Origin of the sequence: Streptacidiphilus sp. MAP12-20 (assembly GCF_041262525.1) — a bacterium.
In the GTDB taxonomy this organism is placed as follows: Bacteria; Actinomycetota; Actinomycetes; order Streptomycetales; family Streptomycetaceae; genus Streptacidiphilus.
Window position 1 is genome coordinate 215,086 of record NZ_JBGCCK010000009.1, and the last position, 23,067, is coordinate 238,152.

Sequence of the window (23,067 nt, forward strand, 5' to 3'; positions counted from 1 at the left end):
GAATGGGCCCCATGTCGCAGGAGATCACCACGCCCGTCCCGCCGCGTCGCATCCTCGTCGTCGATGACGAACCCGACCTGGTCGAGGTGCTCTGCGGCGCGCTGCGCTACGAGGGCTGGGAGGCGCAGGGCGCGGCGAGCGGCCAGGAGGCGGTACGGCTGGCCGCGCGCTGGCGGCCCGACGCCGTGGTGCTGGACATGATGCTGCCGGACTTCGACGGTCTGGAGGTGCTGCGCCGGATCCACGCCGAGCGCCCCGAGGTGCGGGTGCTCTTCCTCACCGCACGCGACGCCGTCGAGGACCGGATCGGCGGGATCGCGGCTGGTGGCGACGACTACGTCACCAAGCCGTTCAGCCTCGCCGAGGTCGTGGTCCGACTGCGCGGGCTGCTGCGCCGGGCCGAACCGCAGCAGGCGGTCGCGGTGGAGGAGGACACGCTGTCGCTGGCCGACCTGGTCCTCGACGAACGCTCGCACGAGGTGAGCCGGGGCGGCGAGCCGATCGAGCTGAGTCCGACCGAGTACGCGCTGCTCCGCTTCCTGCTGCGGCACCCGCGTCGGGTGCTGAGCAAGGCGCAGATCCTGGACGCGGTCTGGTCGTACGACTTCGGCGGGCAGGCGCACGTCGTCGAGCTCTACATCAGCTACCTGCGCAAGAAGATCGACCATGGGCGCGAGCCGCTGATCCACACCGTGCGCGGCGCCGGATACCTGATCAAGGCCCCGGTGTGAGGCTGAGACTGCCGCGTCGGCTCGTCCCCAGGACCCTGCGTGCGCGGCTGATCGCCGGACTGCTCGCCCTGCTCGTCGTGGCCTGTGCCGTGGTGAGCCTGGTGACGACCTCGGAGCTCGAACACTTCCTGGTCACCCGGGTCGACCAGCAGCTCGCTGCGGCGGGCGGCCGTTACGCGGCCAGCCTGGAGCACGGTCGCGGCGACACCCGAGCCCAGGCCAGCGGCACCTTCGGCGCATGCCTCAAGGGCGGCCGGGTGGTCGCGGTCGGCGTGGTCGACGGGGACACCGACGACCTGATCGGCGGCGAACCCGGCGACCACCCGCAGCTCGACGCGAGCGTCCAGGCGCAGCTCGCCGCGCTGCCGGTGGGCGGTAGCCCGGCCAGCCTGCGGCTGGCACGGCTCGGCCACTACCGGCTGGTGGCCCAGGCGGGAACGGGCGGGGAGGTGCTGGTCACCGGCCTGCCGCTGAGTCAGGTCGACTCGATGCAGCGGCAGTTGCTGGTCGTCGAACTCATGGTCTTCGCTTCGGCGTTCGCGGTCACGGCGGCGGTCGGCGCGTTCTGGGTGCGGCTGGCCCTGCGTCCGCTGGAGCGGGTCGCCCGGACCGCCGAACAGGTCAGCTGTCTGCCGCTGGCCAGCGGGGAGGTCGCGCTGCGCGAACGCGTGCCGGACCAGGACCCGCAGACCGAGGTCGGCCGGGTCGGTGTCGCGTTCAACCGGATGCTGGGCCACGTCGGGGACGCCCTGGCCCAGCGCCAGGCCGTCGAGGAACGCCTGCGCGGCTTCGCGGCCGACGCCAGCCACGAGCTGCGCACGCCGGTGGCGACGATCCGCGGCCACGCGGAACTGGCGCTGCGCCACCCGGAGCCGACCCCCGAACCGGTGCGGCACGCGCTGCGCAGGATCGAGTCGGAGTCGCAGCGGATGGGCGCGATCGTGGAGGACCTGCTGCTGCTGGCCCGCCTGGACGCGGGACGCCCACTGGCCTCGGCCGAGGTCGACCTGACCCGGCTCGCCCTCGACAGCGCGTCCGACGCGCGGGCGGCCGGCCCCGAGCACCGGTGGCAGCTGGAGCTCCCCGAGGAGCCGCTGCTGATCACCGGCGACCCCGACCGGCTCCGCCAGGTGATCGCCAACCTGCTGGCCAACGCCCGCATCCACACCCCGCCGGGCACCTCCGTGACGCTGTCGCTGGCCCGCGACGAGTCAGCGCGGGAGGTCGCGCTCGCGGTCACCGACACCGGGCCCGGCATCCCGCCGGAACTGGCCTCGCAGGTCTTCGAGCGCTTCGTCCGCGGCGACCGCGCCCGCACCCGCGCGACCGGCTCGACCGGCCTCGGCCTCGCCATCGTCCGCGCCGTCGCCACGGCCCACGGCGGCTCGGTCGCCGTCCGCTCCGAACCCGGCCGGACCCGCTTCGAGGTCCGGCTCCCGGACCGCGCCTCCGACTGACGCAGCGTCACGAATCGGCAACAGTAAGCACACTGGTTCTCCACGACTGCGACGCTGGCTGCTTCGGACCGAAGCCGGGCGAGTCGGGGGAGTCGGGCATGAGCGCGCCATGGGGAGAACCCGAACCGCCCGAAAAGCCGTCGGCCGAAGCCGGGTCCGGTGGGAAGCCCGGTGGAAAGCCCGGCGTGATAGCCCTGCTCGGCTGCAGCGGACTGGTGCTTCTGGTCGGCGCCATCTCGGGGCTGGTCAGCCCGCCGCACTCCGGCGACGCGGCGGTCGCCGCCTCGCCGTCGCCACCCACGGCGACGTCCTCAGCCTCGCCCTCGCCCGGTGTCCCTGCCGCGACGCTGGCGCAGGCCGCGTCCTACCTCTACGCGACCGACCAGCACGGCCGGACCCTGGCGGCGGAGACCGCGCTGCTCACCCGGCTGACGCGCCCCTGCAATGACGACCCGCTCGTACTGAGCCGCGCCGCCGAGGGCACGGCCCTCGCCGTCACCCGCGCGCGGCGCGGGAGTCGGCCACAGGACGGCTACGCGGTGCTGCTCAGGCTCGCCGCCGACGTGTCCAAATCCGCGCCGGGCCTCTGCGCCCCGCGCCTTCCACTCGTCCAGCACCAGCTCACCCCGGCCCCGACCACGCACCCGACCGCTCGGCCGACCGCACGGCCCAAGCGCTAGCCGTACAGACCACGAGCGTTGTTGACAGTCGGCGGGTCTTCGTGTCACAGAGCGCAGCGCCGGCTACCGGCGGGCATTGATCCGCCAGGTGCGGAGGGGGACTCTGGGGAACGACGCCTGGGTCGGCCACGACTTCGCGGGCGGAGCCGCGGACTACGCGAAGGCCTGATCAGGGCCATCGGTGGCTGCGACGCCCTCGAAACCCACGCAGTCGACGACCGGCAGCCGCGGGTAGCGCGGCAGCCGGTCGTCGGACGCCGCGCGGCCGCAGCGCAGGTACGCGGTGCCGCGGCGGGTCTCGTTGAGCAGGTGGTGGCGACAGCCGGCGCACAGTCCCGGATCCGCGCCGAGCTTGGCCCAGGCGGTGGTGGAAGCTGCGGAGTCCGTCACCAGCCCCGGGCCTCCCACTCCGGCAGGTGCGGGCGCTCCGCGCCCAGCGTGGTGTCGTCGCCGTGGCCCGGATAGACCCAGGTCTCGTCCGGCAGCGGGGCGAAGAGCTTTGTCGACACGTCGTGGTACAGGCTGCGGAAGGCGGCCGGGTCGCCCCAGGTGTTGCCGACGCCGCCGGGGAAGAGGCAGTCCCCGGTGAAGAGGTGCGGGTGGCCCTGCGGGTCGTCGTAGAGCAGCACGATCGCGCCCGGGGTGTGGCCGACCAGGTGCCGGATCGTGAGCGTGACGTCCCCGAGGTGCAGGGTGTCGCCGTCGTCGAGCGGCAGGTCGGTCGGGACCGGGATGCCCTCCGCGTCGATCCTGCCCGCCGCCGTGCGGGCGCCCGTGGCGCGGACGACGTCGGCGAGGGCGTTCCAGTGGTCCTGGTGCTGGTGCGTCGTGACCACGGTGGCGAGGCTGTCGCCGACCGACTCCAGCAGCGTCGGCGCGTCGGCCGCCGCGTCGATCAGCAGCTGCTCATCCGTCGCCCGGCAGCGCAGCAGGTAGGCGTTGTTGTTCATGGGGCCGACGGCGATCTTCGTGATCACCAGGTGCGCCAACTCCCGGACGTCCGGGGCCCCGCCGACCTTCACCGCTCCGTGATACGTCATGGGATCAGCCTAGCGGCGGGAGCTTCGGCAGGTTGGACGCCGGGTCGGCGAGCGTGAAGCAGAAGCTCGCGACCACCAGGTCGCCGCCGTCGGAGCGTCCGGACAGCCAGGCCAGGAGCTGCGCGGACGACCCGCTGACATGGAAGTCCGGGTTGCGGTTGGTGCGCGGCGCGCCGGTCTCGTGGACGCGCTCCGTGTCGGTGTCGAAGAGGACGGTGAACGGCAGGCCAGGAGCGCCGTCGAACTTCTCCGCGAGCCGGACGAGCTCCGCCTCGACGAAGGGCCGGGGCCAGTCCGCCGGGGCGTAGGCCTTCGGCAGGCCCAGGTCGACGTGGTGGTACTCGACCTCGCCGATCCGCTTTGCCGGCACCTCCCTGGCCGGGAAGGCGCCGAGCCGGTGCGGGACCTCGACCGACCAGGCGGCGTCCGGCATCGCGGCCACCGCCGCGTCGAAGCGCGCCGCGCTCGCGCGCAGGTCCGCGGCCTGCTCGGCAAGCGGCCGGGCCGCTCCCGCCTCGATGTCCTGCTCGCGTGCCTCCGGGGAGGCGTACATGGGCGTGGGCACGCCCGTGCGGGCGCCGGTCAGCAGGTTGACCAGGGCGTCGGCGTTGCGGGCGAGGTGGGCCAGCACGTGGCCGCGGGTCCAGCCGGGCAACAGGGACGCCTCGGCGAGTTGCTGCTCGCTCATGGCGTCCACCGTCGCGAGGAGCCTGGCTGTCGCCTCGGCCAGAACGGGAATGTCAGTGGCGGGTGCGATGCTCAAAACTATGTCCTCTGTCCAGTGTGTCCTGGCGTTCCGGCCCCGGCCGAGCCCGGTCGTGTCCCCGAGCACTTCCCCGTCGTTCCCACGTATGGAGCGGCTCACGCGCTAGCGTGTCATCCATTCGGGCGAACACTATCGATTGCCTCAGAAATCGAACACGTGCTCCCATTACCCTTGAATGGTTCCCCCCGTACCTCACCTCGTACCTCACCTCTCGGTACTTCTCGCTTTTGAAGGGCGCAGTAGCGTGGCAGACCGCCTCATCGTCCGCGGTGCTCGCGAGCACAACCTCAAGAACGTCTCGCTCGACCTGCCGCGCGACTCGCTCATCGTGTTCACCGGCCTGTCCGGGTCCGGCAAGTCCTCGCTGGCCTTCGACACGATCTTCGCCGAGGGTCAGCGCCGCTACGTCGAGTCGCTGTCCTCCTATGCCCGGCAGTTCCTCGGGCAGATGGACAAGCCCGACGTCGACTTCATCGAGGGCCTCTCGCCGGCCGTCTCCATCGACCAGAAGTCCACCTCGCGCAACCCGCGCTCGACGGTGGGCACGATCACCGAGGTCTACGACTACCTCCGGCTCCTCTTCGCCCGCATCGGCCACCCGCACTGCCCCGAGTGCGGCCGCCCGATCGCCAGGCAGTCGCCGCAGCAGATCGTCGACAAGGTGCTGGAGCTGCCCGAGGGCACCCGCTTCCAGCTGCTCAGTCCGCTGGTCAAGGGCCGCAAGGGCGAGTTCGTCGATCTCTTCGCGGATCTGCAGACCAAGGGCTTCGCCCGCGCCAGGGTCGACGGCGAGACGATCCAGCTCAGCGAGCCGCCGGTGCTCAAGAAGCAGGAGAAGCACACCATCGAGGTGGTCATCGACCGTCTCACGGTCAAGAAGAGCGCCCAGCGCCGTCTGACCGACTCTGTGGAGACGGCGCTCGTCCTCTCCGGCGGCACGGTCGTGCTTGACTTCGTCGATCTCCCCGAGGACGACCCCGAGCGCGAGCGGATGTATTCCGAGCACCTCTACTGCACCTACGACGACCTGTCGTTCGAGGAGCTGGAGCCGCGCTCGTTCTCCTTCAACTCGCCCTTCGGCGCCTGCCCGGAGTGCACCGGCATCGGCACCCGGATGGAGGTCGACCCGGAGCTCATCGTCCCCGACGAGGAGAAGACGCTCGACGAGGGCGCGCTCCACCCGTGGTCGCACGGCCACATCAAGGACTACCACCTGCGGTTGATCAAGGCGCTCGGCAAGGAGCTGGGCTTCCGCACGGACATCCCGTGGGCGGGCCTGCCGGCGCGCGCCAAGAAGGCCCTGCTCTACGGCCACAAGACCGAGATCGAGGTCACCTTCACCAACCGCTACGGCCGCGAGCGCTCGTACACCACGGGCTTCGAGGGCGCGGTCCCGTTCGTGCAGCGCCGGCACGCCGACGCCGAGAGCGACAGCGCGCGGGAGCGCTTCGAGGGCTACATGCGCCAGACGGCCTGCCCGGCCTGTCACGGCGCGCGGCTCAAGCCGGTCGTGCTGGCGGTCCGGATGGCGGGCAGGTCCATCGCCGACATCGCCGGTATGTCGATCAGCGACTGCGCCGAGTTCCTCGGCGCGCTGGAGCTGACGGAGCGTGAGAAGACGATCGCCGAGCGGGTGTTGAAGGAGGTCAACGAGCGGCTGAAGTTCCTGGTCGACGTCGGCCTGGACTACCTCTCGCTCGACCGCGCAGCGGGCACGCTGTCCGGCGGTGAGGCGCAGCGCATCCGGCTCGCGACGCAGATCGGCTCCGGCCTCGTCGGCGTGCTGTACGTGCTGGACGAGCCGTCCATCGGCCTGCACCAGCGCGACAACCACCGGCTGATCGAGACACTGGTCCGGCTGCGCGACCTGGGCAACACGCTGATCGTGGTCGAGCACGACGAGGACACCATCCGTATGGCCGACTGGATCGTCGACATCGGTCCGGGCGCGGGCGAGCACGGCGGGCGGGTGGTCCACTCGGGCTCCCGCGAGGGCCTGCTGGCGAGCGAGGAGTCGCTGACCGGCGCGTACCTGTCCGGCCGTCGCTCCATCGCGCTGCCCGAGGTGCGCCGCCCACTGGACGCGGAGCGGCAGATCACGGTCCACGGCGCGCGCGAGCACAACCTGCGTGACGTGGACGTCAGCTTCCCGCTGGGGCTGTTCACGGCGGTGACGGGCGTCTCCGGCTCGGGCAAGTCGACGCTGGTCAACGACATTCTCTACACACACCTGGCACGTGAGCTCAACGGCGCGCGGAGCGTGCCGGGCCGACACACCCGGGTGACGGGCACGGAGCTGGTCGACAAGGTCGTCCACGTCGACCAGTCGCCCATCGGCCGCACCCCGCGCTCCAACCCGGCGACGTACACGGGCGTCTTCGACCACGTGCGCAAGCTGTTCGCCGAGACGACGGAGGCGAAGATCCGCGGCTACCTGCCCGGGCGCTTCTCCTTCAACGTCAAGGGCGGCCGCTGCGAGAACTGCGCGGGCGACGGCACGATCAAGATCGAGATGAACTTCCTCCCGGACGTCTACGTCCCCTGCGAGGTCTGCCACGGCGCCCGCTACAACCGGGAGACGCTGGACGTCCACTACAAGGGCAAGTCCATCGCCGAGGTCCTGGACATGCCGATCGAGGAGGCGCTGGCCTTCTTCGAGGCGGTCCCGGCGATCGCACGGTTCTTGAAGACGCTGTCGGAGGTCGGCCTGGGCTACGTCCGGCTGGGCCAGTCGGCGACGACGCTGTCGGGCGGCGAGGCGCAGCGGGTGAAGCTGGCGTCGGAGCTGCAGAAGCGCAGCAACGGTCGGACGATCTACGTTCTGGACGAGCCGACGACGGGCCTGCACTTCGAGGACATCAGCAAGCTGATCAAGATGCTGACGGGCCTGGTCGACAAGGGCAATTCGGTGATCGTGATCGAGCACAACCTCGATGTGATCAAGACGGCGGACTGGGTCATCGACATGGGCCCGGAGGGTGGCGGTGGCGGCGGCATGGTCGTGGCCGAGGGCACGCCGGAACAGGTCGCGGCGGTGGGCGAAAGCCACACCGGCAAGTTCCTCCGCGACCTCCTCGGCGAGGACCGCGTCTTTGACGCGGTCCCGAAGCCGCGCAAGAAGCCTGCGGCGAAGAAGAAGGTCACCGCGAAGAAGTAGTTTTCAGCGGAGGTGCGGTTGCACCTCCAGGGGCGCGAGGAACTGCGCGACAAGCCACCGGCGTGCGGATGGTCCTCAATGTTCAGCGCCATCCGCATAGGGTGGTTGCTCGCGCAGTTCCTCGCGCCCCTGTTGTGGTTGCTCACGTGCATGAGTTCCCCGTGCCCTGAACAGCTGCCGCACAGGGTCGAGTCGTAAGGTGGCCCGCAGTGCCCGATGTGAACCTGATGGAGCCTGCCGCCATGAGCACCGAGATCGCCCCCACCGTCGACGCCGCCGCGCCGGCGTCCGAGGGCTGCTGCCGCCGCAGCGTCCTTCGCGGCGCCGCTGCAGTCGGGATCGCCGGGGCCGGGGTCGCCGTACTGGCGTCCTGCTCCGGGTCGTCGTCCGCCGCGACTCAGAAGGGCCCGGTCACGCTCGGCCCGACGAGCGAGGTGCCCGTCGGCGGCGGCAAGCTCTACCGCTCGGCGCGGGTCGTCGTCACCCAGCCGACCGCCGGGAACTACAAGGCGTTCAGCGCCGTCTGCACCCACGCCGGCTGCGTCGTCGACGGGGTCTCCAACGGCGTGATCAGCTGCCCGTGCCACGGCAGCCAGTTCAAGGTCGGCGACGGCTCCGTCGCTCAGGGCCCGGCGCAGACCGCGTTGCCGTCGATCCCCGTCGCCGTGCAGAACGGCCAGCTCGTCGCGACGATCAGCTGAGGCGCGCGGAGCGAATCTCCGCGCACCCCAGCACGACGTTCAGCCGGTGATCTCGCCCACCGTCCCCGCCGCCACCGTCCGGCCGCCCTCGCGGACGGCGAAGCCGAGGCCCGGCTCCAGCGGGACCGGCTGGCCGAGCCGCACGGTCACCTCGACCGTGTCGCCCGGCATCGCCAGCGGCAGGCTGTCCGGCAGTTGCACGTCTCCCACCACGTCGCCCGTGCGCAGGTAGAACGGGCCGACCTTCCCCGTCTGAGGTCCCGTGGACGTACCCGGGGAAGGTCAGCTTCGCGCGCCGCCGAGGGCAGCGAATGCAGCGGCTGCGGATGCAGGTGCGGCTGCGACTGCCGGAGTGTGGGCAGCAGCCATCGCGCCCGCGACTGCGGGGAACTGGGCGATGGCGTACTGGGACATGCGGATCATCCTGCCGTCGCCGCGCTCCCGTCGCCACCGGTTTTCGGCCCGGGGCGGGCCACCCCGCCGGGCGTAGCCTGGGAGAACGGTGTGCGGAGAACGACGAGCACGAGAGGAGGCACACCATGCTTGGCGACCTGATAGGCGAGGAACAGGGCCAAATCACGGTCCAACGAGTCCTCCCTTCCGAGCACGGACTGCCGCCGGCCGTGGAGAGCACGTTCCAGGCATCAGGAACGCTGCTCGGCGTCACGATCAGCGACATGGGCACGTACACCGGCCAGCTCCGCCCCGACGGGACGCTGCTCGGCCACGGCCAGGGCATCCTGATGAGCCCCGATGGCGCGTCGGCGGCCTGGGAAGGCCTCGGCGTCGGCCACTTCACCGCCGAGGGCTCCATCGCCTGGCGCGGTTCCATCGTCTACCAGACCGATTCCCCCGCCTTCGCCGAACTGAGAGGCGTGGCAGGGGCGTTCGAATGGGAGACCGACCAGTCCGGCAAGGCCGGCGGCAAGCTGTGGGCCTGGCGCTGACCGCGCCGAGCGACTCGCGCCGACCCCGCCCATCCGGGTACTTATCCTGATCTTGTGTCCGTCTCCCGCCTGCGCCGTGTCGCCGTCCTCGTACTCGACGGCGCGAAACCGCTCGATGTCGGCATCCCGGCGCAGGTGTTCTCGAACCGGGCCAGCATGCCCTACGAGGTGCGGGTCTGCGGAGCCGCGCCCGGGCTGGTGGCGGGCGGTGACGGCCTGTCGTATCACGTCGCACACGGTCTCGACGCGCTCGCGTGGGCGGACATCGTGTTCGTGCCCGGCTACCGTCACCCCGACCGCGAGGACCCGCCACCGGCCGTCGTCGACGCCCTCGTCGCCGCCCACGACCGCGGCGCCCGCCTCGCCGCGATCTCCACAGGCGCGTTCGCGCTGGCTGCCACCGGTCTTCTCGACGGTCACCGGGCGACCACCCACTGGCACTACACGCGGGCGTTGGCCGCGAAGCACCCGCTCGTGCGCGTCGACGAGAACGTGCTGTTCGTCGACGAAGGCAGCGTGCTGACCTCTGCCGGCGCGGCCTCCGGCATCGACCTGTGTCTGCACGTCCTGCGCCGCGATCTGGGGGTCGCCGCGTCCAATCACACCGCCCGGCGGCTGGTCGCCGCCCCCTACCGCAGCGGCGGCCAGGCGCAGTACGTGCCGCGCAGCGTGCCCGAGCCGGTCGGTGAGCGGTTCGCCGCCACCCGTGAGTGGGCCCTGCACCGGCTCGGCGAGCCGTTGACCGTACAGATCCTGGCCCGGCACGCCGCCGTATCAGCGCGCACGTTCTCCCGGCGCTTCCTGGAGGACACCGGCTACACGCCCATGCAGTGGGTGATGCGTGCCCGCGTCGACCTGGCCAGGGAACTGCTGGAGCGCTCCGAGCGGAGCGTCGAGCAGATCGCCACCGATGTCGGGCTGGGCACCGGCGCCAACCTGCGGCTGCACTTCCAGCACATCCTCGGGACCACCCCCAGCGAGTACCGGCGCACGTTCACCCGCGGCGAGTAGCGTCCGCGTCGCTCCGTGGCACGATCCTTGCGGACCGTGGCACTCACGCCACTGCCACTGACCTGCGCCGCGGGCCAGGGTTGAGGGTGTCGACACCACCGAAGGGACACCACCCATGACCCGCATCGCCGTCAACGGATTCGGCCGCATCGGACGCAACGTGCTGCGCGCCATGCTCGAACGTGACAGCAAGCTCGAGGTCGTCGCCGTCAACGACCTCAGCGAGCCCGCCACCCTCGCGCGACTCCTCGCCTACGACACCACCGCCGGCCGCCTCGGGCGTCCCGTGACCGTCGACGGCGACGCCCTGGTCGTCGACGGCCGACGGATCACCGTCCTCGCCGAGCGCGATCCCGCGCAGCTGCCGTGGGCCGACCTCGGGATCGACGTCGTGCTCGAGGCGACCGGCCGCTTCACCTCCGCCGAGGCCGCCCGCGTGCATCTGGCTGCGGGCGCGGCGAAGGTCCTGGTCAGCGCGCCGTCGGACGGCGCTGACGTCACCCTCGCGTACGGCGTCAACACCGACGCCTACGACCCCGAGCGGCACACCGTCATCTCGAACGCCTCCTGCACGACCAACGCGCTGGCGCCGCTGGCCGATGTCCTCGACCGCCTCGCCGGCATCGAGCACGGCTTCATGACGACGGTCCACGCCTACACGCAGGAGCAGAACCTCCAGGACGGCCCGCACCGCGACGCCCGCCGGGCCCGCGCCGCCGCGGTCAACATCGTGCCGACCACGACCGGCGCCGCGAAGGCGATCGGCCTGGTCCTGCCGAACCTGGCCGGCAAGCTGTCGGGCGACTCCATCCGCGTGCCCGTGCCGGTCGGTTCGATCGTCGAGCTGAACACCACCGTGGCCCGCGACGTCACCCGCGACGAGGTCCTGGCCGCCTACCGCGAGGCCGCGGCGGGGCCCCTCGCCGGCGTCCTGGAGTACTCCGAGGATGCGCTGGTCTCCTCCGACATCACCGGAAACCCGGCCTCCTCGATCTTCGACTCCGAGCTGACGCGAGTCGACGGCCGTCACGTCAAGGTGGTCGCCTGGTACGACAACGAGTGGGGCTTCTCCAACCGCGTCGTCGACACCCTCGAACTCCTCGCCGGGACCCGCTGACCCGATCAGGGGAGGCGTTCAGCGGGCTAGGGTGAGCCGGTGCCGACCATTCGAGCCCGGCGGCGGGCAGCGACTCTCCTTCTCGGTCTGCTGCCCGCCCTGACGGCGGGATGCGCCGCGAAGCAGCCGCGCTGACGCGCAGCGCGCGGGACGTCACCCCGACGTCACTGCCGGCGGAGACTGGGACTGGCCTAGCCTCGTCGCTCAGGGCTCGATAATCCGATGCCCGGATCGCAAGCGCCGACCTACCATCCGTCCATCATGAAGCGCCGTGTCGAGTTCACCGAGCAGGCGGGAAGGCTCCGCGACTACCTCCCACACGATGACCGTCGCTCACTCATGAGTCTCGTCAGCGAGATCGCCGAGGACCCCTTCGGCCCCAACACTCATCTCGCCTTTACGAACGACGACCTCACGCGGTCGAGTTGGTCCGATTCCGCGATGGTGCACTACATCGTGGCCCCGACTCGGAACGTCGTCTACGTGGTGGAAGCGGACATTTACGACGCTGACCGGGGATTCAACATCATCTGACGGTCGCGTCCCTCGACCCCGTCGGCGATCTCGTGGTTTCCGTGACGGATTGCCTCGGACAACACGATGCTCTGTCGCTCCTGAGCGCTAGTGTCGTCAGTGTCCAGGCTGATCCGTTAGCAGGAGCGAACTCGCATGTCACGACCTTGTCGGTGCCGGTCGGCGGCAGCCTGCACGGTTGGGGGAAACTGATGGCCGACCCGTCCACCTATCGTCCCGCGCCGGGGCAGATTCCGGATTCGCCCGGGGTCTACAAGTTCCGCGACGCGCATTCCCGTGTGATCTACGTCGGCAAGGCCAAGAGCCTGCGGCAGCGGCTCGCCAACTACTTCCAGGATTTGGCGAGCCTGCATCCCCGCACGCGCACCATGGTCACGACGGCCGCGTCCGTCGAGTGGACCGTGGTCGGCACCGAGGTCGAGGCGTTGCAGCTGGAGTACAGCTGGATCAAGGAGTTCGACCCGCGCTTCAACGTCAAGTACCGCGACGACAAGAGCTACCCCTCCCTCGCCGTCACCATGAACGAGGAGTTCCCGCGCGTCCAGGTGATGCGCGGGCCGAAGAAGAAGGGTGTTCGTTACTTCGGGCCCTACGGGCACGCGTGGGCGATCCGCGAGACCGTCGACCTGATGCTGCGGGTCTTCCCCGTGCGCACCTGTTCCGCCGGGGTGTTCAAGCGCGCTGAGCAGATCGGGCGCCCGTGCCTGCTCGGCTACATCGGCAAGTGCTCCGCGCCCTGCGTCGGGCGGGTCTCCGCCGAGGAGCACCGGGAGCTCGCCGAGGAGTTCTGCGACTTCATGTCCGGCCACGCCGGCGCCTACCTCAAGCGCCTCGAGGCGCAGATGAGGGAGGCCGCAGCCGAGCTGGAGTACGAGAAGGCCGGGCGGCTGCGCGACGACATAGAGGCACTCAAGCGGGCGATGGAGAAGAACGCCGTCGTGCTGCCCGACGGCACCGACGCCGACCTGCTGGCCCTCGCGCAGGACGAACTCGAGGCCGCCGTACAGATCTTCCATGTCCGGGGCGGCCGGGTGCGCGGGCAGCGCGGTTGGGTGACCGACAAGGTGGAGCAGGTCGACACGGCCGGGCTGGTCGAGCACGCGCTGCTCCAGCTCTACGGCGAGGAGAGCGGCGAGGGGGTGCCGCGCGAGGTGCTGGTGCCCGCGCTGCCGGAGCCGGTCGAGCCGGTGCTGGCGTGGCTCGCCGAGCGGCGTGGCGGCAAGGTCGATCTGCGGGTGCCGCAGCGCGGCGACAAGCGCGAGCTGATGACCACGGTCGAGCGCAACGCCACCCAGGCCCTCGCGCTGCACAAGACCAAGCGGGCCGCCGACCTCACCACCCGCAGCGTCGCGCTCCAGGAGATCGCCGACGCGCTGGGCCTGGAGAGCGCGCCGCTGCGGATCGAGTGCTACGACATCTCCCACCTCCAGGGCCAGGACGTGGTCGCGTCCATGGTCGTCTTCGAGGACGGGCTGGCCCGCAAGAGCGAGTACCGGCGCTTCGCGATCAAGGGATTCGAGGGCCAGGACGACGTCCGCTCCATGCGCGAGGTGATCACCCGGCGGTTCAAGCACCAGGAGTCGGCCCCGCTCAAGGACGAAGAGACCGGCAGGGCCCGGCGCTTCGCCTACCCGCCGCAGCTGATCGTCGTCGACGGCGGGCAGCCGCAGGTCGCCGCCGCGCAGCAGGCGCTGATGGAGCTCGGGATCAACGACGTCGCCCTCTGCGGACTGGCCAAGCGTCTGGAGGAGGTCTGGCTGCCGGAGGAGCAGGATCCGATCGTCCTGCCCCGCTCGAGCGAGGGGCTCTATCTTCTTCAGCGGGTGCGCGACGAGGCGCACCGCTTCGCGATCACCTATCAGCGGCAGAAGCGGGCCAAGCGCGCCACCAGCAGCGCCCTGGACACCGTCCCCGGGCTCGGCGAGACCCGCCGGCGGGCCCTGATCAAGCACTTCGGGTCGCTGAAGAGGTTGAAGGCGGCGACGATCGAGGAGATCTGCGAGGTGCCGGGGATCGGCCGCCGTACGGCGGAGGCCGTTGCCGTGGCGTTGGCCTCGCGTACACCGGCCGCTCCGGCGGTCAACATGGCGACGGGGGAGATTATGGAAGAGTCAGGACCAGAAGTCACTCGCGCGAGTGACATGGGGAAGCCGCAGACGACCGCGAGCGTTGTTTGTACTGATGCGACCGAAAGCGGGGAGTAGAAGTGAGCACGCCTGAGAGGCGAACCGAAGCACCGGCCGAGGCGCTGAGCGATGCCCAGCAGAACGACACCCAGCTGAACGACGCCCAGCCCGCGCTGCCGGAGCTGGTGATCATCTCCGGCATGTCCGGCGCCGGTCGCAGCACCGCCGCCAAGTGCCTGGAGGATCTCGGCTGGTTCGTCGTCGACAACCTGCCGCCCGCTCTCATACCGACCATGGTCGACCTCGGCGCCCGCTCCCAGGGTGCGGTGGCCCGGATAAGCGCCGTCGTGGACGTCCGGGGCCGCAGCTTCTTCGACGATCTGCGCACCGCGCTGGACGATCTGGAGAAGGGTGGGGTCCGGCTGCGCGTGGTCTTCCTCGAGGCCTCGGACGACGCCCTGGTCCGCCGCTTCGAGAACGTCCGCCGCCCGCACCCGCTCCAGGGCGACGGCCGGATCGTGGACGGCATCGAACGCGAGCGCGAGCTGCTGCGCGAGCTGCGCGGCGAGGCTGACCTGGTGATCGACACCTCCAACCTCAACGTCCACGAGCTGCGCGCCAAGATGGACGCGCACTTCGCCGACGAGGCGGAGCCCGAGCTGCGGGCCACGGTGATGTCCTTCGGCTTCAAGTACGGCCTGCCGGTGGACGCCGACCTGGTCGTCGACTGCCGGTTCCTGCCGAACCCGCACTGGGTCCCCGAGCTGCGCGCCCACACGGGCACCGACGAGGAGGTCGCCCGCTACGTCTTCGACCAGCCGGGCGCCAAGGAGTTCCTCAACGGCTACGCCGAGCTGTTGCGGATCGTCACCGAGGGCTACCGCCGCGAGGGCAAGCGCTATATGACGATTGCCGTAGGCTGCACCGGAGGAAAGCACCGCAGTGTGGCGATGTCGGAACGGCTGGCGAAGCGCCTGATCTCCGACGGTCTGGAAACGGTGCTGGTCCACCGGGACATGGGGCGTGAGTGACGAGGCGACGGCGCGCATGACGCCGAGGTGCCTCGCGAAGCGATAGGGGCACGGGTGGCGGGATCCTACAGCGGTACGTCCGGTGGCTCGGGCGGACCGTTCCGGCAATCGCGACGCCGAGGTCGACGAGCTCCGCAGATCGTCGCCCTCGGCGGCGGCCGCGGGCTGTCCGCCTCGCTGTCCGCGTTGCGCCGGCTCACCGGTGAGCTGACCGCCGTGGTCACCGTCGCGGACGACGGCGGCTCCAGCGGTCGGCTCCGCGACGAGCTCGGTGTGCTGCCGCCGGGGGATCTGCGCAAGGCGCTGGCCGCGCTCTGCGGCGACGACGAGTGGGGCCGCACCTGGTCCGAGGTGATCCAGCACCGCTTCCAGAGCGACGGCGAACTGCACGGCCACGCCGTCGGCAACCTGCTGATCGTTGCGCTCTGGGAGAAGTTGGGCGACCCGGTCGCCGCGCTGGAGTGGGTCGGCCGGCTGCTCGGCGCGCACGGCCGGGTGCTGCCGATGTCGGCGGTCCCACTGCACATCGAGGCCACCGTGCGCGGCCTGGACCCGGACCGCCCGGAGGAGCTCAGCCTGGTCCGCGGCCAGGCGAAGGTGGCCATCACGCCCGGTACCGTGGAGGCGATCAGGCTGCTGCCCGAGGACCCGCCCGCGGTTCCCGAGGCGGTGGCGGCGGTGCACGCCGCGGACTGGGTCGTGCTCGGTCCGGGCTCCTGGTTCACCAGTGTGCTACCGCATCTGATGGTCCCTCAGCTGCACGACGCGCTGGGCACGACGCAGGCCCGCAAGGTCCTCGCGCTGAACCTGGTCGCCCAGCCGGGGGAGACCGAGGGCTTCTCGCCGCAGCGGCACCTGGAGGTCTTCCTGGAGCACGCCCGCGGCGTCGAGTTGGACTTCGTCCTCGCGGACGCCGACGCGGTCGGCGCCGCCACGGACACCGAGGCGCTGCGCGAAGCGGCCAAGCGCCTCGGCGCCGAACTGGTGCTGGCACCCGTCGCGGCCGGTGACGGATCGCGACACGACCCGGAGCTTCTGGCCGCAGCGTACGACCGGATCTTCAGAACGCATGGAAGGATCGCGCCATGGCGATGACGGCAGCTGTGAAGGACGAAATCAGTCGGCTACCCGTCACCCGGGCTTGCTGCCGCAAGGCGGAGGTGTCGGCGATCCTGCGCTTCGCGGGCGGTCTGCACATTGTGAGCGGACGCATCGTGATCGAGGCGGAACTCGACACCGGAGTCGCGGCAAGGCGGCTGCGCAAGGACCTGCTGGAGATCTTCGGACACTCCTCGGACCTGGTGGTGATGGCCCCCGGCGGGCTGCGCCGAGGCAGTCGGTACGTGGTGCGGGTGGTCAAGGACGGCGAACTGCTGGCCCGGCAGACGGGGCTGGTGGACGGGCGTGGACGCCCGATCCGGGGGTTGCCCCCGGCGGTGGTCTCGGGGGCCACCTGCGACGCGGAGGCGGCCTGGCGCGGCGCCTTCCTCGCGCACGGCTCGCTCACCGAGCCGGGCAGGTCCTCCTCCCTGGAGATCACCTGCCCCGGCTCCGAGGCGGCCCTGGCCCTGGTCGGCGCGGCGCGACGGCTGGGTATCCCCGCGAAGGCGCGGGAGGTGCGGGGCGTGGACCGGGTGGTGATCCGCGACGGTGACGCGATCGGCGCGCTGCTGACGCGCCTGGGCGCGCACGAGTCGGTGCTGGCCTGGGAGGAGCGCCGGATGCGCCGCGAGGTGCGGGCCACGGCGAACCGGCTGGCCAACTTCGACGACGCGAACCTGCGGCGTTCCGCGCGGGCGGCGGTCGCGGCGGGCGCGCGGGTGCAGCGGGCGCTGGAGATCCTCGGCGAGGAGGTGCCGGATCATCTGGCCGCTGCGGGCCGGCTGCGGATAGAGCACAAGCAGGCTTCGCTGGAGGAGCTGGGCTCGCTGGCGGACCCGCCGCTGACGAAGGACGCGGTGGCGGGGCGGATTCGCCGGCTGCTGGCGATGGCGGACAAGCGGGCGGTTGAGCTGGGCATGCCGAATACGGAGCAGAGCCTGACCGAGGAAATGGTCGTCGGCTGATCATTTCGGCAGCTGGGAAGTTGCAATTTCCAGGGGCGCGGGGCTCTGCTTGATCAACTGCGTGCGCGACAAGCCACCCTGTGCGGATGGTCCTCAATCGCAGGGCCATCCGCACAGGGTGGTTTCTCGCGCAGTTCCCCGCGCCCCTAGAGGTTGCCTGGCTGATCCCTGACTTAAGTCCCCCTCCGACGGGTCCGTCGGATGTGCTCTTCGCCACCCGGCGGAGGTAGGGTCATAAGCGGTCGGGGACATCCCATTCCAGCTCGTCGGCCGTTGGCCGGCGTACCAGCGAGGAGATCGGTTCGTGACGATCCGGGTAGGCATCAACGGTTTTGGCCGTATCGGCCGCAACTACTTCCGTGCGATCGCGTCCCAGGGCGCCGACATCGAGATTGTCGGTGTCAATGACCTGACCGACACCAAGACCCTGGCGCACCTGCTCAAGTACGACTCGACCCTGGGCACCTTCCAGGCCGAGGTCACCCACACGGCGGACAGCATCACTGTCGATGGAAAGACCTTCAAGGTCACCGCCGAGCGCGACCCCGCCGCACTCCCGTGGGGCGAGCTGGGCGCCGACATCGTGATCGAGTCCACGGGCATCTTCACCAAGGCCGAGGGTGCGAAGAAGCACCTGGCCGCGGGCGCCAAGAAGGTCCTCATCTCGGCTCCGGCCACCGACGAGGACATCACCATCGTGATGGGCGTCAACGACGACAAGCTCGATGTCACGACCCAGACCATCATCTCCAACGCCTCCTGCACCACCAACTGCGTGGCGCCGATGGCGAAGGTCCTGAACGAGGCGTTCGGCATCGTCACCGGCTTCATGACCACGGTGCACGCCTACACGAACGACCAGGTCACCCTGGACTTCCCGCACAAGGACCTGCGTCGTGCCCGCGCCGCGGCCCTGAGCATCATCCCGACCTCCACCGGTGCCGCGAAGGCCACCGCGCTGGTGCTGCCGGAGCTCAAGGGCAAGCTGGACGGCACCTCGCTGCGCGTCCCGGTCCCCACCGGCTCGATCACCGACCTGGTGGTGACCCTGTCCCGCGAGGTCACCAAGGACGAGGTCAACGCGGCGTTCCAGAAGGCGTCCCAGGGCAGCCTGAAGGGCATCCTCCACTACAACGAGGACGAGATCGTCTCCCGCGACATCGTCAACTCGCCGTACTCCTGCATCTTCGACGCGCCGCTGACCATGGTCCAGGGCAACCAGGTCAAGGTCTTCGGCTGGTACGACAACGAGTGGGGCTACTCGAACCGTCTCGTCGACCTGACCGCTCTGGTCGGCGGCCAGCTCTGACGAGCCGGCAGCAGCACGTGTGAGCGGGCAGGGTCCGGACGCGTCGTCCGGACCCTGCCCGTGTCGCATCCCACCCCCACCCCCGCCCCCACTCGCCTCCCCAGATGAAGAGGGAAGTAGTCGCATCATGCAGACCATCGACGACCTGATCGCCGGCCCCGGTGTCGCCGGTAAGCGCGTCTTCGTCCGTGCCGATCTCAATGTCCCGATGTCGGACGGACTGATCACCGACGACGGCCGTATCCGCGCGGTCCTGCCGACCGTGAAGAAGCTGATCGAGGCCGACGCCAAGGTCATCGTCGCCTCGCACCTCGGGCGCCCGAAGGGTGCGCCGGACCCGGCGTTCTCGCTGCTCCAGGCCGCCGAGCGGCTGGCCGAGCTGCTGGGCAGCCCGGTCGCCTTCGCCGACGACACCGTCGGCCCGGCCGCTCACGCCGCGGCGAACGGGCTGGAGCCCGGCCAGGTCGCCGTCATCGAGAACCTGCGCTTCAACGCGGGGGAGACCAGCAAGGACGACACCGAGCGCGGCGAGTTCGCCGACCAGCTGGCCGCCCTGGCGGACCTCTACGTCGGCGACGGTTTCGGCGCGGTCCACCGCAAGCACGCCTCGGTCTACGACCTCCCTGCCCGGCTGCCGCACGCGGTCGGCCTGCTGATCGGCACCGAGGTGGGCGTGCTCAAGCGCCTCACCGAGGAGGTCGAGCGTCCGTACGTGGTCGTGCTGGGCGGCGCCAAGGTCTCCGACAAGCTGGGCGTCATCGACAACCTGCTCGGCAAGGCCGACCGCATCCTGATCGGCGGCGGCATGGCCTACACCTTCCTCAAGGCCCAGGGCCACGAGGTCGGCAAGAGCCTGCTGCAGGCCGACCAGATCCCCGCCGTCACCGAGTACCTGGCCCGTGCCGCCCGTGAGGGCGTCGAGTTCGTGCTGCCGGTCGACGTCGCCATCTCGGCCGACTTCCCCGACACCAAGACGCACGCCCCGGTCACCGACTTCGAGGTCGTCTCCGTCGAGTCGATCCCGGCCGACAAGGAGGGCCTGGACATCGGCCCGAAGACCCGCGAGCTGTTCGCCGCCAAGCTGGCGGACGCGAAGACGGTCTTCTGGAACGGTCCGATGGGCGTCTTCGAACACCCGACCTTCGCCGAGGGCACCAAGGCCGTCGCCCAGGCCCTCATCGAGTCGGACGCGTTCTCCGTCGTCGGCGGTGGCGACTCGGCCGCGGCCGTGCGCCAGCTCGGCTTCGACGAGAACAAGTTCGGCCACATCTCGACGGGTGGCGGCGCCAGCCTCGAGTACCTCGAAGGCAAGACCCTGCCCGGCCTCGCCGCACTGGAGAAGTGAGCAAGACACATGACTACTGCGACATTCAACGGCGTACGCAAGCCGCTCATGGCCGGCAACTGGAAGATGAACCTCAACCACCTCGAGGCCATCGCGCACACCCAGAAGCTCGCCTTCGCCCTGAACGACAAGGACTACGACGCGGTCGAGGTCGCGGTCCTCGCGCCCTTCACGGACCTGCGCTCGGTGCAGACCCTGATCGACGGCGACAAGCTGAAGATCAAGTATGGCTCCCAGGACATCTCCGCGCAGGACTCCGGCGCGTACACGGGCGAGATCTCCGGCCCGATGCTGGCCAAGCTGAAGTGCACGTACGCCGTGATCGGACACTCCGAGCGCCGCCAGTACCACGGCGAGAACGAGGAGATCGTCAACGGCAAGGTCAAGGCCGCGTTCCGGAACGGCATCCTGCCGATCCTCTGCGTCGGCGAGGGCCTGGACGTCCGCAAGGCGGGCAACCAGGTCGCCTTCACCCTGGCCCAGCTCGACGGCGCGCTCGCGGAGGTTCCGGCGGAGCAGGTCGAGCGGATCGTCGTCGCCTACGAGCCCGTCTGGGCCATCGGCACGGGCGAGGTGGCCACCCCCGAGGACGCGCAGGAGGTCTGCGGCGCGATCCGGGTGCGGCTGGCGGAGCTGTACTCCCAGGAGGTCGCGGACAAGGTGCGCGTCCTCTACGGCGGCTCGGTGAAGGGCAGCAACGCGGCAGGCATCATGGCCAAGCCGGACGTGGACGGTGCGCTGATCGGTGGCGCCTCGCTCGATCCGGAGGAGTTCGTCCGGATCGTCCGTTACCGGGATCAGGGCGTCTCCTGATCGTTCCGGTCGGAACTGTCTAACGAAGCTGTTTCCCCGTAGGCTGTCGCACGCCTAAGGTGGTAGGGCCCGGCACCCCGTGGTGCTGGGCCTTGCTGCTCGCTGACACTCACCTGAAAGATTGGTCCGGTTGTGATCCTCGGCTTCTCTATCGCGTTGATCTTCTTCAGCGTGATGATGATCATTCTGGTCCTGCTCCACAAGGGCAAGGGCGGCGGCCTCTCCGACATGTTCGGTGGTGGTATGTCCTCGACGGGTGGCGGTTCCGCGGTCGCCGAGCGCAACCTCGACCGGATCACCATCTTCATGGGCGTCGGCTGGTTCGCCTGCATCATCATCCTGTCGCTCTTGATGAAGACCAAGAACGGCTGACTCAGCCGGTCAGCGGGACGCTGTCAGGAGTTCTGACGGAGCGTCGCCTCCACGCCTATCATGGTGACAGTCGTCACCGATGGGGGTGTGGGGCGACGCTTATGTGTTCCGTACACTAGGACGACCTTCGCCCGGGACGATTCCGACCGGGTCGGTCGCAGTACCGCACCATCACGCAGGGAGTCAGACCGTGGCAAGTGGCAACGCCATCCGTGGCAGCAGGGTCGGGGCAGGCCCGATGGGTGAGGCGGAGCGCGGCGAGTCCGCTCCGCGCCTGCGCATCTCCTTCTGGTGCGCGAACGGGCACGAGACGAAGCCGAGCTTCGCGTCGGACGCGCAGATCCCCGAGACCTGGGACTGCCCCCGCTGCGGCTTCCCTGCGGGCCAGGACGAGGAGAACCCGCCGGCTCCGCCGCGGACCGAGCCCTACAAGACGCACCTCGCGTACGTCCGCGAGCGCCGCAGTGACGCCGACGGCGAGGCGATCCTCGCCGAGGCGCTGGCGAAGCTGCGCGGCGAGATCTGATCGCTCTTTGAGGGATGGCGGAAGAAGGCCGGTGCGGTGCCTTCTTCCGCCTCGCTGTAGTTGCACCTCCCAGGGGCGCGAGGAACTGCGCGAGAAACCACCCTGTGCGATGGCCCTGCGCGCGTTCGGTGCTCGACGTCCCAGGGTGGCTTGTCGCGCAGTTCCCCGCGCCCCCGGCGGTTGCCCTACCGATATCTCGGGATGACGTGTCTTCCCCACTGACGGATGGTCTCCAGGCAGGCTTCCTGGGGGACCGTGCCCATTTGGATGAGGCAGATGACCTCGTCAACGCCTATGTCCTGCAACTGATCCACGTAGGCGATGGCCGTTGCCGCGTCCCCGTAGGCGTGGTCGACGTTGAAAGTGCCCGTCGCGCTCGGGCGGACCGGTACCCGTGCCTCGTGGAGCTTCGCGACCAACTCGCGCTCGTGCGACGCCATCACCGCCGCGTGGTCCTCCTCGATCGCGTCCTCCGCAGGAGCCGCGCCGCCGGCGTACCAGTGGGCGATGGACTCGGCGAAGAAGCGCTGGCCGCGCGTGCCCACGCGGTACGCCTCCGCCGCGTCGTCCAGGACGATCGTCGGGCAGAGCGCGGCGAAGTGGTCGTTGACCTCCGTCGACACCAGGCGTGAGCCGTCCCGCGCCGTCAGGGCCGCGTCGTAGACCGCGCGCATCTCGCGGACGTCCGCCGCTCCCGCGAAGCCCAGGACCAGCGCGCCGACGCCGTACTCGGCCGCCGTGCGCAGCGTGTCGTGCTTGCTGCACGCCATGAACAAGGGCGGGTGCGGCAGTTGGGCCGGGCGGGGGAGGACCGCGCCCGGTCCAATGTCGATCGAGCCGTGCCACTCGAACTGTTCCTTGCGCCAGGCCGCCGCGATGATCCGCAGCGCCTCCTCGACCTGCGGGTAGGTGTCCTCCGCCCGCACGCCGAACATCGCCATCTCCTGCGCGGTCGCGCCCCGCCCCGCGCCGAGGTCGACGCGGCCGCCGGAGAGTGCGTCCAGCATCGCGCTGCGCTCGGCGACGCGGAGCGGATGCTGATAGCCGAAGGGCATGGTCACGACGCCATGGCCGATGCGGATGCGCGAGGTGCGCGCCGCGACCCAGGTCAGGAAGATCTCGGACGCGCTCATGTGCGCGTAGCGGAGCAGGGAGTGGTGCTCCACCGCCCACACGCGGTCGAAGCCGACCCCCTCGGCCAGGACCGCCTGCTCGACGCAGTCCCGCAGCAGGGCGTGTTCGCGTTCAGGGGTGGGATGGGCGAGTTGCGCCTCGAAGATCATGGAGAACTTCATGGGCTGCCTCCGGACTGAGCCTCCAGGTATGACTAGCAGTTAT

22 protein-coding genes and 1 pseudogene are annotated in these 23,067 nt (G+C 70.3%); 18 read left to right on the top strand and 5 right to left on the bottom strand.

Annotated features, from left to right (window positions below; translation table 11 throughout):
- The first annotated feature begins 2 nt into the window (after positions 1 to 2).
- The 3 genes from ABIA32_RS14900 (at position 3) to ABIA32_RS14910 (ending at position 2,868) form a co-directional block, all read left to right on the top strand.
- Positions 3 to 731: a response regulator transcription factor gene (locus tag ABIA32_RS14900; RefSeq protein WP_370095015.1), complete on the top strand. Its 729-nt coding sequence runs from the start codon at positions 3 to 5 to the stop codon at positions 729 to 731.
- On the top strand, positions 728 to 2,188 hold the full coding sequence (locus ABIA32_RS14905) for a sensor histidine kinase (RefSeq protein ID WP_370095017.1): 1,461 nt from the start codon (positions 728 to 730) through the stop codon (positions 2,186 to 2,188). Before ABIA32_RS14900 ends, ABIA32_RS14905 begins: the two co-directional genes overlap by 4 nt.
- 98 nt (positions 2,189 to 2,286) lie before the next feature.
- Positions 2,287 to 2,868: a hypothetical protein gene (locus tag ABIA32_RS14910; protein WP_370095019.1), complete on the top strand. Its 582-nt coding sequence runs from the start codon at positions 2,287 to 2,289 to the stop codon at positions 2,866 to 2,868.
- A gap of 153 nt (positions 2,869 to 3,021) precedes the next feature.
- Here the strand turns inward: ABIA32_RS14910 and ABIA32_RS14915 are convergent, their stop codons facing one another.
- The 3 genes from ABIA32_RS14915 to ABIA32_RS14925 are packed head-to-tail and all read right to left on the bottom strand — an operon-like array spanning position 3,022 to position 4,671.
- Complete coding sequence (locus tag ABIA32_RS14915; protein ID WP_370095021.1) at positions 3,022 to 3,258, bottom strand: hypothetical protein; 237 nt, start codon at positions 3,256 to 3,258, stop codon at positions 3,022 to 3,024.
- A complete protein-coding gene (locus ABIA32_RS14920) occupies positions 3,255 to 3,908 on the bottom strand; it encodes an MBL fold metallo-hydrolase (RefSeq protein ID WP_370095023.1) in 654 nt (217 codons plus the stop codon). The genes ABIA32_RS14915 and ABIA32_RS14920 overlap by 4 nt, the downstream gene beginning before the upstream one ends.
- A gap of 4 nt (positions 3,909 to 3,912) precedes the next feature.
- A complete protein-coding gene (locus ABIA32_RS14925; protein ID WP_370095025.1) occupies positions 3,913 to 4,671 on the bottom strand; it encodes a maleylpyruvate isomerase family mycothiol-dependent enzyme in 759 nt (252 codons plus the stop codon).
- A 247-nt stretch (positions 4,672 to 4,918) separates the two neighbouring features.
- Here ABIA32_RS14925 and uvrA point away from each other — a divergent pair, with 247 nt between their 5' ends.
- Positions 4,919 to 7,831 carry an excinuclease ABC subunit UvrA gene (gene uvrA, locus ABIA32_RS14930; RefSeq protein WP_370095027.1) on the top strand — a complete coding sequence of 971 codons (2,913 nt, stop codon included), beginning with the start codon at positions 4,919 to 4,921 and terminating at the stop codon, positions 7,829 to 7,831.
- Between the two features lie 242 nt (positions 7,832 to 8,073).
- Positions 8,074 to 8,532 carry a Rieske (2Fe-2S) protein gene (locus tag ABIA32_RS14935; protein WP_370095029.1) on the top strand — a complete coding sequence of 153 codons (459 nt, stop codon included), beginning with the start codon at positions 8,074 to 8,076 and terminating at the stop codon, positions 8,530 to 8,532.
- 39 nt (positions 8,533 to 8,571) lie between these two features.
- Here ABIA32_RS14935 and ABIA32_RS14940 read toward each other — a convergent pair.
- A pseudogene (locus tag ABIA32_RS14940) lies at positions 8,572 to 8,805 on the bottom strand (elongation factor Tu); the annotation flags it as partial.
- A gap of 266 nt (positions 8,806 to 9,071) precedes the next feature.
- Between ABIA32_RS14940 and ABIA32_RS14945 the strand changes: the two are divergent.
- From ABIA32_RS14945 to ABIA32_RS15005, 13 genes are all read left to right on the top strand, one after another.
- Positions 9,072 to 9,479, top strand: coding sequence for a hypothetical protein (locus tag ABIA32_RS14945; protein ID WP_370095031.1), 408 nt, complete (start codon positions 9,072 to 9,074; stop codon positions 9,477 to 9,479).
- Between the two features lie 54 nt (positions 9,480 to 9,533).
- Positions 9,534 to 10,490, top strand: coding sequence for a GlxA family transcriptional regulator (locus ABIA32_RS14950; protein ID WP_370095033.1), 957 nt, complete (start codon positions 9,534 to 9,536; stop codon positions 10,488 to 10,490).
- Between the two features lie 115 nt (positions 10,491 to 10,605).
- Positions 10,606 to 11,607 (top strand): type I glyceraldehyde-3-phosphate dehydrogenase, encoded by a 1,002-nt coding sequence (gene gap / locus ABIA32_RS14955; protein ID WP_370095035.1) that lies wholly within the window; start codon positions 10,606 to 10,608, stop codon positions 11,605 to 11,607.
- A gap of 261 nt (positions 11,608 to 11,868) precedes the next feature.
- The gene (locus ABIA32_RS14960; RefSeq protein ID WP_370095037.1) at positions 11,869 to 12,141 is read left to right on the top strand and encodes a hypothetical protein; all 273 of its coding nucleotides are present in this window, start codon (positions 11,869 to 11,871) and stop codon (positions 12,139 to 12,141) included.
- Between the two features lie 191 nt (positions 12,142 to 12,332).
- The gene (uvrC, locus tag ABIA32_RS14965; RefSeq protein ID WP_370095039.1) at positions 12,333 to 14,345 is read left to right on the top strand and encodes an excinuclease ABC subunit UvrC; all 2,013 of its coding nucleotides are present in this window, start codon (positions 12,333 to 12,335) and stop codon (positions 14,343 to 14,345) included.
- Positions 14,346 to 14,389: 44 nt separating this feature from the next.
- Entirely contained in the window at positions 14,390 to 15,298 is a 909-nt protein-coding gene (rapZ, locus tag ABIA32_RS14970) for an RNase adapter RapZ (RefSeq protein ID WP_370095152.1), read from the top strand.
- Positions 15,299 to 15,352: 54 nt separating this feature from the next.
- Positions 15,353 to 16,393: a uridine diphosphate-N-acetylglucosamine-binding protein YvcK gene (gene yvcK / locus ABIA32_RS14975; protein WP_370095041.1), complete on the top strand. Its 1,041-nt coding sequence runs from the start codon at positions 15,353 to 15,355 to the stop codon at positions 16,391 to 16,393.
- The gene (gene whiA, locus ABIA32_RS14980; RefSeq protein WP_370095043.1) at positions 16,384 to 17,364 is read left to right on the top strand and encodes a DNA-binding protein WhiA; all 981 of its coding nucleotides are present in this window, start codon (positions 16,384 to 16,386) and stop codon (positions 17,362 to 17,364) included. Before yvcK ends, whiA begins: the two co-directional genes overlap by 10 nt.
- 304 nt (positions 17,365 to 17,668) lie before the next feature.
- Positions 17,669 to 18,673: a type I glyceraldehyde-3-phosphate dehydrogenase gene (gene gap, locus ABIA32_RS14985; RefSeq protein ID WP_370095045.1), complete on the top strand. Its 1,005-nt coding sequence runs from the start codon at positions 17,669 to 17,671 to the stop codon at positions 18,671 to 18,673.
- Positions 18,674 to 18,800: 127 nt separating this feature from the next.
- Positions 18,801 to 20,018 carry a phosphoglycerate kinase gene (gene pgk / locus ABIA32_RS14990; protein WP_370095046.1) on the top strand — a complete coding sequence of 406 codons (1,218 nt, stop codon included), beginning with the start codon at positions 18,801 to 18,803 and terminating at the stop codon, positions 20,016 to 20,018.
- A 9-nt stretch (positions 20,019 to 20,027) separates the two neighbouring features.
- Complete coding sequence (tpiA, locus tag ABIA32_RS14995; RefSeq protein ID WP_370095048.1) at positions 20,028 to 20,831, top strand: triose-phosphate isomerase; 804 nt, start codon at positions 20,028 to 20,030, stop codon at positions 20,829 to 20,831.
- 132 nt (positions 20,832 to 20,963) lie between these two features.
- Entirely contained in the window at positions 20,964 to 21,203 is a 240-nt protein-coding gene (gene secG / locus ABIA32_RS15000) for a preprotein translocase subunit SecG (protein ID WP_370095050.1), read from the top strand.
- Between the two features lie 190 nt (positions 21,204 to 21,393).
- Positions 21,394 to 21,729 (top strand): RNA polymerase-binding protein RbpA, encoded by a 336-nt coding sequence (locus ABIA32_RS15005; protein WP_084714586.1) that lies wholly within the window; start codon positions 21,394 to 21,396, stop codon positions 21,727 to 21,729.
- A gap of 185 nt (positions 21,730 to 21,914) precedes the next feature.
- Here the strand turns inward: ABIA32_RS15005 and ABIA32_RS15010 are convergent, their stop codons facing one another.
- A complete protein-coding gene (locus ABIA32_RS15010; protein WP_370095053.1) occupies positions 21,915 to 23,024 on the bottom strand; it encodes an LLM class flavin-dependent oxidoreductase in 1,110 nt (369 codons plus the stop codon).
- Between the last annotated feature and the right edge of the window lie 43 nt (positions 23,025 to 23,067).

Coding starts and splice junctions, on each gene's coding strand:
- ABIA32_RS14900 (WP_370095015.1), top strand. CDS start 3: ATGGGCCCCATGTCGCAGGAGATCACCACGCCCGTCCCGCCGCGTCGC.
- ABIA32_RS14910 (WP_370095019.1), top strand. CDS start 2,287: ATGAGCGCGCCATGGGGAGAACCCGAACCGCCCGAAAAGCCGTCGGCC.
- ABIA32_RS14920 (WP_370095023.1), bottom strand. CDS start 3,908: ATGACGTATCACGGAGCGGTGAAGGTCGGCGGGGCCCCGGACGTCCGG.
- ABIA32_RS14935 (WP_370095029.1), top strand. CDS start 8,074: ATGAGCACCGAGATCGCCCCCACCGTCGACGCCGCCGCGCCGGCGTCC.
- ABIA32_RS14945 (WP_370095031.1), top strand. CDS start 9,072: ATGCTTGGCGACCTGATAGGCGAGGAACAGGGCCAAATCACGGTCCAA.
- gap (WP_370095035.1), top strand. CDS start 10,606: ATGACCCGCATCGCCGTCAACGGATTCGGCCGCATCGGACGCAACGTG.
- ABIA32_RS14960 (WP_370095037.1), top strand. CDS start 11,869: ATGAAGCGCCGTGTCGAGTTCACCGAGCAGGCGGGAAGGCTCCGCGAC.
- uvrC (WP_370095039.1), top strand. CDS start 12,333: ATGGCCGACCCGTCCACCTATCGTCCCGCGCCGGGGCAGATTCCGGAT.
- whiA (WP_370095043.1), top strand. CDS start 16,384: ATGGCGATGACGGCAGCTGTGAAGGACGAAATCAGTCGGCTACCCGTC.
- pgk (WP_370095046.1), top strand. CDS start 18,801: ATGCAGACCATCGACGACCTGATCGCCGGCCCCGGTGTCGCCGGTAAG.
- tpiA (WP_370095048.1), top strand. CDS start 20,028: ATGACTACTGCGACATTCAACGGCGTACGCAAGCCGCTCATGGCCGGC.
- ABIA32_RS15010 (WP_370095053.1), bottom strand. CDS start 23,024: ATGAAGTTCTCCATGATCTTCGAGGCGCAACTCGCCCATCCCACCCCT.